Origin of the sequence: Streptosporangium heterodermiicola (assembly GCF_051390675.1) — a bacterium.
Lineage (GTDB): Bacteria > Actinomycetota > Actinomycetes > Streptosporangiales > Streptosporangiaceae > Streptosporangium.
This window is the reverse complement of sequence record NZ_JBPJSR010000014.1, coordinates 252,414-261,554: the sequence shown is the minus strand read 5'-3', so window position 1 is coordinate 261,554 and position 9,141 is coordinate 252,414. Positions and strand designations below refer to the sequence as shown.

Annotated in this window: 10 protein-coding genes; 4 read left to right on the top strand and 6 right to left on the bottom strand. The window is 70.5% G+C overall.

The features are described from left to right. Window positions 1-93: 93 nt before the first annotated feature. Both ACSC1Q_RS28655 and ACSC1Q_RS28650 read right to left on the bottom strand, forming a co-directional pair. On the bottom strand, window positions 94-936 hold the full coding sequence (locus ACSC1Q_RS28655; RefSeq protein WP_436761787.1) for a hypothetical protein: 843 nt from the start codon (window positions 934-936) through the stop codon (window positions 94-96). Next, complete coding sequence (locus tag ACSC1Q_RS28650) at window positions 936-1,718, bottom strand: MerR family transcriptional regulator (RefSeq protein ID WP_436761786.1); 783 nt, start codon at window positions 1,716-1,718, stop codon at window positions 936-938. Before ACSC1Q_RS28650 ends, ACSC1Q_RS28655 begins: the two co-directional genes overlap by 1 nt. Before the next feature lie 100 nt (window positions 1,719-1,818). On the opposite strand from ACSC1Q_RS28650, the gene ACSC1Q_RS28645 reads away from it, so the two are divergent. The 3 genes from ACSC1Q_RS28645 to ACSC1Q_RS28635 are packed head-to-tail and all read left to right on the top strand — an operon-like array spanning window position 1,819 to window position 4,271. After that, entirely contained in the window at window positions 1,819-2,139 is a 321-nt protein-coding gene (locus ACSC1Q_RS28645; protein ID WP_436761785.1) for an ArsR/SmtB family transcription factor, read from the top strand. Between the two features lie 60 nt (window positions 2,140-2,199). Next, complete coding sequence (locus tag ACSC1Q_RS28640) at window positions 2,200-2,655, top strand: SRPBCC family protein (RefSeq protein WP_436761784.1); 456 nt, start codon at window positions 2,200-2,202, stop codon at window positions 2,653-2,655. Window positions 2,656-2,699: 44 nt separating this feature from the next. Further along, on the top strand, window positions 2,700-4,271 hold the full coding sequence (locus tag ACSC1Q_RS28635; protein WP_436761783.1) for an MFS transporter: 1,572 nt from the start codon (window positions 2,700-2,702) through the stop codon (window positions 4,269-4,271). Between the two features lie 118 nt (window positions 4,272-4,389). On the opposite strand, the gene ACSC1Q_RS28630 is transcribed toward ACSC1Q_RS28635, so the two are convergent. Next, window positions 4,390-5,388, bottom strand: coding sequence for an ABC transporter substrate-binding protein (locus tag ACSC1Q_RS28630; protein ID WP_436761782.1), 999 nt, complete (start codon window positions 5,386-5,388; stop codon window positions 4,390-4,392). Then, complete coding sequence (locus ACSC1Q_RS28625; RefSeq protein ID WP_436761781.1) at window positions 5,385-6,155, bottom strand: GntR family transcriptional regulator; 771 nt, start codon at window positions 6,153-6,155, stop codon at window positions 5,385-5,387. The genes ACSC1Q_RS28630 and ACSC1Q_RS28625 overlap by 4 nt, the downstream gene beginning before the upstream one ends. Window positions 6,156-6,553: 398 nt before the next feature. Here ACSC1Q_RS28625 and ACSC1Q_RS28620 point away from each other — a divergent pair, with 398 nt between their 5' ends. Beyond that, a complete protein-coding gene (locus tag ACSC1Q_RS28620) occupies window positions 6,554-6,865 on the top strand; it encodes a hypothetical protein (protein ID WP_436761780.1) in 312 nt (103 codons plus the stop codon). A gap of 242 nt (window positions 6,866-7,107) precedes the next feature. On the opposite strand, the gene ACSC1Q_RS28615 is transcribed toward ACSC1Q_RS28620, so the two are convergent. Further along, window positions 7,108-7,830, bottom strand: a complete 723-nt coding sequence (locus ACSC1Q_RS28615; RefSeq protein WP_436761779.1) for a FadR/GntR family transcriptional regulator — start codon at window positions 7,828-7,830, stop codon at window positions 7,108-7,110. 88 nt (window positions 7,831-7,918) lie between these two features. Beyond that, window positions 7,919-9,049, bottom strand: a complete 1,131-nt coding sequence (locus tag ACSC1Q_RS28610) for a C45 family autoproteolytic acyltransferase/hydrolase (protein WP_436761778.1) — start codon at window positions 9,047-9,049, stop codon at window positions 7,919-7,921. Window positions 9,050-9,141 lie beyond the last annotated feature (92 nt).

The window sequence follows — 9,141 nt, the reverse complement described above, 5'->3', positions numbered from 1 at the left end:
TCATTTACCGCCTTCGAAGTCAATACGGACTCTGACTGAACCTGACTGAATTTGACCAGAAAGTTTGGCGTCGGGAACGGCCCGGGTCGCGGGTCAGGAGGCGCTGTGCCGCGTGGAGGATCGCATGGCGGTCAGCACGACGTCCGGGGTGTCGGTGAAGAAGCGGATCGTGGTGGCCTCGGCACGGCCTCCGAGCGGGCGGACCACGGTGACCGGCTCGGTCAGCTCGACGACCACGTTGGTCTGGGAGGACACCACCACGCTGAGCCGCGAGCCCGCCACGGTGATCATTCCGCTCTCGTCGTAGTTGCGCGACAGCCGCACCGAGGAGATCAGCTCGCGGGGGACGCGCAGGTCGAAGTACACCCCGGAGCGGACGCGCAGCTCCCCGGGGGTCACGACGTGGGGCCGGGTGACGCTCGCCGCGCCGAGCATGACCACGTACAGGATCCCGTAGACGTCGGCCACCAGCACCGCGACGCGCACTCCGTACGGCACGCCGAGCGCCCGCAGCAGCAGCTCGATCCCCACCGTCTCCACGACCATCACGAACAGGAACACCAGCAGGATCGACGCCTGCTCCCGCGCGTACGGCGCGGCGACGGCGCCGGGCGGCACGCCGTCGCGGCGGCGCGCGACCCACAGGGCGACGCTCGCCAGGCCCTTCATCTCGAATCCCACGAGCCTGCGCACCTGTACGGGCATCAGGAGGCGGTAGGTCGCCACGAGCGCCGCCCGCCGGCCGGCGCCGCCCCGGCGCTCCGCCCCGAACAGCCGGTACGCGGTCACCGCCTCCAGGACGAGCGCCGACGCGACGACCAGCTCCGCCGCCACGATCACCGGGCCGGGCAACGGCACCCCCGACACCAGCAGGACCACGAGCAGCATCTCCACGGGGATGACGGCGAACAGTACGGCGCGGGCGGCCCAGAGCATCAGGTTCTCTCCTTCAGTATCGTCATGACCAGCTGGAACACCTCGGCCTGGGCGGGGGAGACCTCGGCGTACATCGTCTCCAGCCACCGCCCGCCGTCCACGTCCTCCACAGGCTCCACAGGGCCGGGACCGGGGGCCGGGTTCGCGACCATCGCCTCGGCCATCTCGCCGGGGATGTGGGCGACGAGGTCGGCGGCGAGCGCGGCGACGCGGGGATCGCCGGGATCCGCGTCCGCGAGCTCGTCCAGCCGCCGGTAGAGGTCGTGTCCCCGCGCGAGCGCGTCGGGTTCGGTGAGCGGGCGCATCAGGTCGAGCATCCGTGCCCGGCCCGACGGGTCGGCCACGGTGTCCACCAGTGCCAGCAGCTCGCGGTCGATCTCGGCGAACCTCGACCCTTTGGCGGGAAGGTCGCGGAGCACCGCCGCCATCGCGGGGGAGACCATCGAGTCGGGGTGCGGGTCCGCCTCCGCCAGCAGCGCGGCGAGCCGGTCACGCCTGGCGCCGATCGCCTCCTGCTGCCCGGCCAGGTCCGCGTCCAGCTCCAGGAGCACCTCGCGCAGCTCCTTGCCCCGGTCGTCGGCGAGCACGTCGCGGATCTCGTCCAGCGACAGGCCGAGTTCGGCCAGCCGCCGCACCCGGGCCAGGACGACCGCGTCGCGCAGCCCGTACTCCCGGTAGCCGTTGGCCAGGCGTACGGGCTCGGGGAGAAGGTCCAGGTGGTGGTAGTGGCGCACGGTCCGGGTGGACACCCCGACCAGCGCGGCGAGCTCGCCGATCCGCATGCCCTCATTAGAAACGTTGACGCTACGACAAGGTCAAACCCGCGATTGATACTTAAGAGGATGCTTGACTATTCGCGCCTCGCTCGCGATACTTAAGTGCATGCTTAACCAAGGTGGCTCGCTGGACCGGGTGTTCCAGGCGCTGGCGGATCCGACGCGGCGCGAGATGGTCGAGCGGCTGGTCGGCGGTCCCGCGTCGGTCGGGGAGCTGGCCCGGCCGCTGGCGATGTCACTGCCGGCGGTGATGCAGCACCTGCAGGTGCTGGAGGCGTGCGGCCTGGTCAGGACCGAGAAGGTGGGCAGGGTCCGCACCTGTCACATCGAGCCCGGCGCGCTGCGGGCGGCCGAGAGCTGGATCGCCGGGCAGCGCACCACCTGGGAGCACCGGCTCGACCGGCTCGGCGACCTCCTGGACGAGTGAGCCGGGATGTTCGCACCCCAGAACGCCGGGATGTTCGCAACCAAGAACAAGGAGAAGATCATGACCGATCGTTCTGTCACGCACGCCTCGTTCACCCTGGAACGGGCGTACGCCGCCCCGCCGTCGCGGGTGTTCGCAGCGTGGGCCGACCCCGTGGCGAAGGCCCGCTGGTTCGCCGTTCCCGACGGGAAGCACGAGCTCGACTTCCGGGTCGGCGGCAGGGAGGTCAACCGGGGCGGTCCGGAGAACGGTCCGGGCATGACGTTCGAGTCCTCGTACCAGGACATCGTCCCGGACGAGCGGATCGTCTACACCTCCACCCTCTCCTCGGGGGAGGACCTGGTCACGGTGTCGTTCACGACGGTGGAGTTCATCCCCGAGGGCGAGGGCACCTGGCTGGTCCTCACCGAGCACGACGCCTTCCTCGACGGCCGCGAGAAGCCGGAGTGGCGGGAACACGGCACCGGCGACTGGCTCGACAGGCTGGACGGGGAGTTGCGGCGGCCGGGCTCGTGACGACGAGCGCGACCGGACCCGGGGCCGAGGACGCTGCCACGTCCATGCCCGGGCCCGGGGCCGAGGACGCGGGTGACGAGCGGGGGCGCGGCTCTCCCCGCCGGGCCGGGCGCAGGGAGTGGGTCGGCCTGGCGGTGCTGGCCCTGCCGACCCTGTTGCTGGCGCTGGACTTCAGCGTGCTGTACCTGGCGCTCCCGAGCCTCAGCGCGGACCTGGGGGCGAGCGGCGTCCAGCAGCTGTGGATCACCGACGTCTACGGGTTCATGGTCGCCGGTTTCCTGATCACGATGGGCACGCTGGGCGACCGGATCGGCCGCCGGAGGTTGCTGCTGATCGGGGCGGCGCTGTTCGGCGCGGCCTCGGCGGTCGCCGCGTTCTCCGTGAGCGCGGAGATGCTCATCGTCACGCGGGCGCTGATGGGGATCGCCGGAGCCACCCTGATGCCCTCGACCCTGGCGCTGATCAGCACCATGTTCCGCGACCCGGGACAGCGCTCGACGGCCATCTCGGTGTGGGTGAGCTGTTTCATGGGCGGCACCGCGATCGGCCCGGTCATTGGAGGCGTCCTGCTGGAGCGTTTCTGGTGGGGTTCGGTCTTCCTGATGGGGGTGCCGGTGATGGCACTGCTGCTGGTGGCCGCGCCGTTCCTGCTGCCCACCCACCGCGATCCCGGCGCCGGCCGGCTGGACCTGACCAGCGTGGCACTGTCCCTGGGGGCGATCCTGCCGGTCGTCTACGGCGTCAAGGAACTGGCCACGGGCGGGTTGCGGCCACTCCCCGTCGTCGCCCTCGGGACCGGGGTGGGCCTGGGGCTGGCGTTCGTGAACCGGCAGCGCCGGTTGGCGCATCCACTGCTGGACCTGCGGCTGTTCGCCGGACGCTCGTTCAGCGCGGGGGTGGCGGGCATGACGCTCAACAGCGCGCTCATGGGCGGGATCTCACTGCTGATCGCCCTGTACCTGCAGACGGTGGCCGGGCTCTCCCCCCTCGGCGCGGGGCTGTGGCTGGCGCCCGCGTCCCTGGCGATCGTCGTCAGCGCCATGGCGACCCCGGTCCTGGCGCGGAGGGTGCGCCCCGCGTACGTCATCGCGGCCGGTCTCGGAGTGGCGGTGATCGGATACCTGCTGCTCAGCCAGGCCGCCGCCGTCGGCGGGCTACCGGCGGTGGTGGCCGGGAACATCCTCGTCTGCCTCGGCGCCGGTCCGATCACGGCACTGGCCACCGATCTCGTCGTGGGATCCGTCCGGCCCGAGCAGGCCGGGTCAGCTGCCGCCATCTCGGAGACCGGCGGTGACCTGGGAATCGCGCTGGGGATCGCCGTCCTGGGCAGCCTCACCACGGCTGTCTACCGGAGCGTCTTCGGTGACGTCACCGTCGCGGGCGTCCCCGACCGCACGCTCGAAGCCGCCGGGGAGAGCGTCGAGGCCGCCGCGACCGTGGCCGGGCGACTCCCCGCCGCGCCCGGCGCCGACCTGCTCGCCGCCGCCCGCGACGCCTTCACCACCGGCCTGAACATCACCGCCGCCGTCGCCGGGCTGGTGGTGATCGGCCTCGCAATCCTCGCCGTCACCGCGCTACGGCACATCCCTCCCGCCGGCCACACCACCGACGAATGAGACCTGGAGATCTCTCCTCCCAGGCGTACGCCGCCGCGCCGCACGAAGCACGCACCGGGCAAGGCGGGGCAGGTGACACCCGCTTGTGCTGGGTCGAAGTCACCCGAGCTGTTGAGTTTCAGGCCACCGCTGGCCCGTCAGACCCCCACCTGATGAGCGCCGGTTGGTGGCCGAGTTGTGTGCCGGTGTGGGGGTCGATCTTGAAGGCGCCGAACAGCGTGGTCGTATTCAATGACGCGGCGGCCGACCACAGGGCGTCGCGTCCCGTGTCGCCGGTCGTCGTCGCGCAGTGGGTCGCGATGATCGCTGCGGCCACAGCCTGAACGGCTGGATAGTCGGGGAGCGTCCCGGCGCGGTCCTGGTAGGCGGTGAGGAAGTCGGGTTCGCCGATGCCCACTTCGGCCGGGTCTGCGTTGCCGGGGAACCACTGTCCGACTCCGTAGATGCCGTGGGGGTCGTTGAGCGCCTGGCCGAACTCGCGGACGCCCGCCGCCACGGCGCACACCGTCTGCGGTGGCGTAGGTAGTGATCTGGCCCGTTTGATCGTCTCGATGTCCTCTTCGAAGGCACCGGCACACAGGAGGGCCCAAGCGCCTCCGGCTGTTTGCGGCAGGTCGTCCCCGGGGCCGAGCCGGACCGTGTCGATGCCGAGGGAACGCGCGATCACTTCGGCGCCGTCGGCCACCTGCCGGCCGAAACTGCCCTTGCCGCAGACGATCCGTACGGGGAGTGCCTCGGTGCCGGCCAGATGCCGCAGGAACGGCTCCGTGTATCGGCTGGTGGGCGTCAGGACCGAGACGACGTGTCCGGGGTGGGCCGCTTCGACGTCGTCACCTGACCCGCCGTGGTTCCAGATCAGGCGGCCGAGCTCGGCGGCGACGTCACCGGCCTTGCGCATCAGCTGGGTCGAGTACGGGCCGAGTAGGAGGTCACAGCGATCCGACAGCTCGCGGAGGGACGCCCGCAGCACTGCGGGGTCGCTCTGGTCGTCCTGGATCACCAGGTCCAGCGCGCTGTTCGAGGCGTGCCAGGTCTCCAGGCCGAGCCGGGCCTGCGTGCCGAAGCGGGCATGCTTTCCGGAGAGGGACAGGCAGGCGCCGATGGTGAGTGTCGTCACCGCATCCTCACCTCGTATCGGAACTCGTGACTGTCCGCGGCCACGATCGACTCTTGGACCTCCAGCGGCCGATCCTCGGAGTCGTAAACCGTTCGCAGGATCCGGACCACCGGCACGCCCGGCATGAGGTCGAGTTCGGCTGTTTCTTCCCCGGTCGGCATCCGGCACACCAGGTCTTCGACACCGTGGCTGACCTGGCGGCGGATTGGGCCGGTGGCGTCCTCGATCACAGCGTAGACGCCGCCCTTGATCCTGCGTGGTTGAGCGATCACCGTGTCGGCGACCAGGTCGGCAGGGTAGTAACTGTCGCACAGAGCGACGGGCAAGCCGTCGACGAGGAACGTCCTGCGGCGCACGACGACCTGAGCGTCCTCGTCAAGTTCCAGGCGACGGGCGATCTCATCGGGCGGATCCAGGGTGACGACGTCACGTATGCGCTGCTCGGGCGACATGCCTTGCTCGCGCACCTGGGCGTCGAAGCCGGGGAGCCCCGCCTCGCGGTGCGTGCGGTAGTTCGATCCGCTGATCAGTAGCCGGACACGGGGTTTGGGGCGGACGAACATCCCCTGACCCTGATGGGCGACGACCAACCCTTCGGCTTTGAGCAGGGCGAGTGCCCGGCGGACGGTGGGCCGGGTGGTGCCGTACCTCTGGGCCAATGCGTTCTCGGAAGGGAGCTTCTCGCCGAACGTGCGGTTGCCCGCGAGGATCTCGGCGCGCAGGTCATCCCTGATCCGCTGATACGGGAAGGCCGGGCCTTCAGACATGAACCCGAGGATACAAGCCAACTTGGATTGCCAAGTCCCTTGACTTGGGTTTCCAAGTGGTCTTATTTTTTGAGGGTGAACTTGTAATTCCAAGTGACGGCATGGTCATTCGCGTCGGTGCTTGGGCGCGGGGCCGGTATCGGCCAAATGGCCATGCTGGCCTGAAAACAGGTCGGGCCCGGCAGGCGCTGCGAACGCCGTACCGGACCCTTGATCAGGAAGCGAGTCCTGACCCGACGACCAACCCCAATGCTCCGGTTCTCAACCGGCCCACGGCGAGTGTTTGTTCCGCCGACGCCCCATCCCCGAGCACGGGCCGGGAGCCGAACGCCCGGCCATCGCTCACTCCGCCGCCGGACCCGCCCGAGCGGTCGCCCGCCGTCCAGCGCGCCGAGGACTTGGCCGCCGTACTGGACGACGTCCACGGCATCTCGGCCGACGTCCACGAGCTTCGCTCCGGCAACGCCGTACTGTCCGTCCACTACGGGCTGCTGGCCTACACCGACGGGGAGAGGTTCTGGTGGACCGGCCCCGGGCGCGGTCACTCCGGCAGCCCTCTGCTCAGCTCCGCGCTGACGCTGCCCGTCGCCGCCGAGCAGCTCGCCAGGCACTACCGGATCCTGCGCGCCCGTCCCGCCGCCAGTGTGCTGGAAAGCGAGCCGCCGCTGCTGGCCGACGTGATCCTGGCCGACCATGTCGTCCCGTGCTGACGCCGAGGCGGCAGGGGTCGTCGAGCGATGGAAGGGAGCGGTGGTGCGCAGACCAGGGGCCGCTCGCGGGGTCATGCGCGACCGGATGACGCCTCGGGCGAGGTGTCGCCGGTCGTCGCGGTGTTCCCGTCACGTTCTCCCGGCGGGAACACCGCACACTCTCCCGGCGGGAACACAGCACGCTGGGCACTCGGGAAGTCTCCGGCTTGTCGCCGACGAGGGGTGAAGGCCCTCGCGAGGGCTCAGCTGTCGCTGTCGGGGACGCCCGGGGCGGGGGCGACCGCGTCGGAGGCGGAGGCGGAGGAGGCGGCGGCTACGGAGGCGACCGCGGCGAGATGGCGGCGCATCGAGAGGTCGGCCAGCTCCGCGTCACCGTCCCTGATGGCCTCGAAGATCGCACGGTGCTCGGCGCGGGCCTGGGCCGCGCGGCCGGGGGAGGCCGACACCGCGAGCGCCTGGTCCTGGAGCACGGCCCGGAGGTCCTCCACCAGCCGGGAGAAGAGCGGGTTGCCGGTCGCCTGGGCGATGCCGATGTGGAAGCGGGCGTCGACCTTGATCCGCTCGGCCGGGTCGTCGGTCCGGTCGAACTCCTCGATCAGCTCGGCCAGCCCGTCGATGTCCTCCTGCGTGCGGCGCTCGGCGGCGAGCCGGGCGGCCGGTACCTCAAGGTGGCGGCGCACCTCGTTGAGCTGGGCCGGCAGGTAGCGCCCGATCAGCAGCTGCGACTGCACCTGGGTGGCGGCGACGAACGTGCCCTTGCCGGCGAACGACTTGGTGAGGCCGAGGGCGTTGAGGCTGTGCAGCGCCTCCCTGATCACCGACCTGCTGACCCCGAACGACTGGGCCAGGTCCGCCTCGGAGGGCAGCCTGTCGTCGACCGCGAAGTATCTCGACTCGATGAGCTCGATGAGCTGGGAGCGGACGTGCTCCGCCGCACTCCGGTGCGCGACCGGGACAACCTTCATTCCGGACAATTCCTTTCCAGGCTGCCAGACATCGACTCGATCGGCCATCGTACTCACCGCTGGCCGGCTGGTGGGGGGATCATGTCGTTCACGGCGTTCGTGGCTTTGGTGCCAAATGTCGTGTCTCCCACCGTGCCACGCAGGGGCGTCCGGCGGCGAGATGCATGGTACGACGGGACACGTCCATGATGACGCCCGCGATCGTGGCGGTGCGTTCGCGGACGTGGACCGTCTCGTTGGGGTGCTGGCAGACGCTCGACGGGTGGTCCCTGTGGTCGGCGAGCGCCGTCCGCAGGTCGTCCACCGACAGGCTGCTCACCGCGTTCAGGCTCTCGGTGACGTTGCGCAGCCGCGCGACGGTGTGCGGTTTGCGCCGGGCGTACAGGTCCTCGCCGATCAGGTCGGTGCACCGGAAGTGGTTGGCGTGGGTGATCTGGCCGTCCCGCGGGGTCAGCCTGCGGACGCCGTCGGCGCGCGGGGCGGTCTCCAGGTCGACGGCGAAGCCGGTGTCGTCGGCGAGGAGGTAGTTGGCGGACAGCGCCCGGTCGGCGAAGGAGATGACGTCGGCCGCCGCGCGGGCGGACTCGCTGTCCAGCGCGGCCCGCAGCAGCACGTGGTACGGCACGCCCGGCCGCCCCTCGTCACCGTCGCTGACCAGGGTGTTGGTGCACAGCCCGACACCCGCCTCGTTCATGCCGACCTTGGCCAGCAACCCGGCCTCGACCAGCGTGACGAAGGAAGGGCCGTCGTCGCGGGTCACCTCAAGGAGCGTCGAGGTCTCCTGGGCGTGCAGCAGCCAGTCCCAGTTCTGGCCGATGACCGTGGTGTGGGTGGCCGACCGGTGCGGTAGCAGCGCGAACGAGGTGCACTCGTGCGGGATGGGCGGCGCGCCCTCCTTCTGGCCGCTCGCGGCGAACATGATCTCGCTGCGGGTGTTGAGGGCCAGGACGTCGTCCGGTTCCACGCCCGCGCCGTCGGCGATGCCGCGCATCTCGGCGAGCAGGGCCGGGGAGAAGTCATCGACGATCGGGGCGAAGCGCGCGGCGTGCCGCCGGACGGTGGCCCAGTCCCAGCCCGCGTAGTGCTCGAAGACCCGCTCGTAGGCCGAGAGCGAGCGACGGATTCCGTCACGGGCCTGTATGCCGTACTGCCGACCCCGCTCGGCGGGGGGTCCGGTCACGCGGACCACCGGGAACGCGATGCCGCTCGTGCGGTGCATGGAAGAGACCGCTCCCTCTTGTGGCTCTACTTCGACACGTCATGCAGGCAGGGATTCAGGATGCCTGGCTGCCGGACATGTTGATTGTGACC

Coding starts and splice junctions, on each gene's coding strand:
- ACSC1Q_RS28640 (WP_436761784.1), top strand. CDS start 2,200: ATGACCGATCGTTCTGTCACGCACGCCTCGTTCACCCTGGAACGGGCG.
- ACSC1Q_RS28625 (WP_436761781.1), bottom strand. CDS start 6,155: ATGTCTGAAGGCCCGGCCTTCCCGTATCAGCGGATCAGGGATGACCTG.
- ACSC1Q_RS28635 (WP_436761783.1), top strand. CDS start 2,700: ATGCCCGGGCCCGGGGCCGAGGACGCGGGTGACGAGCGGGGGCGCGGC.
- ACSC1Q_RS28650 (WP_436761786.1), bottom strand. CDS start 1,718: ATGCGGATCGGCGAGCTCGCCGCGCTGGTCGGGGTGTCCACCCGGACC.
- ACSC1Q_RS28610 (WP_436761778.1), bottom strand. CDS start 9,049: ATGCACCGCACGAGCGGCATCGCGTTCCCGGTGGTCCGCGTGACCGGA.
- ACSC1Q_RS28655 (WP_436761787.1), bottom strand. CDS start 936: ATGCTCTGGGCCGCCCGCGCCGTACTGTTCGCCGTCATCCCCGTGGAG.
- ACSC1Q_RS28615 (WP_436761779.1), bottom strand. CDS start 7,830: ATGAAGGTTGTCCCGGTCGCGCACCGGAGTGCGGCGGAGCACGTCCGC.
- ACSC1Q_RS28645 (WP_436761785.1), top strand. CDS start 1,819: ATGCTTAACCAAGGTGGCTCGCTGGACCGGGTGTTCCAGGCGCTGGCG.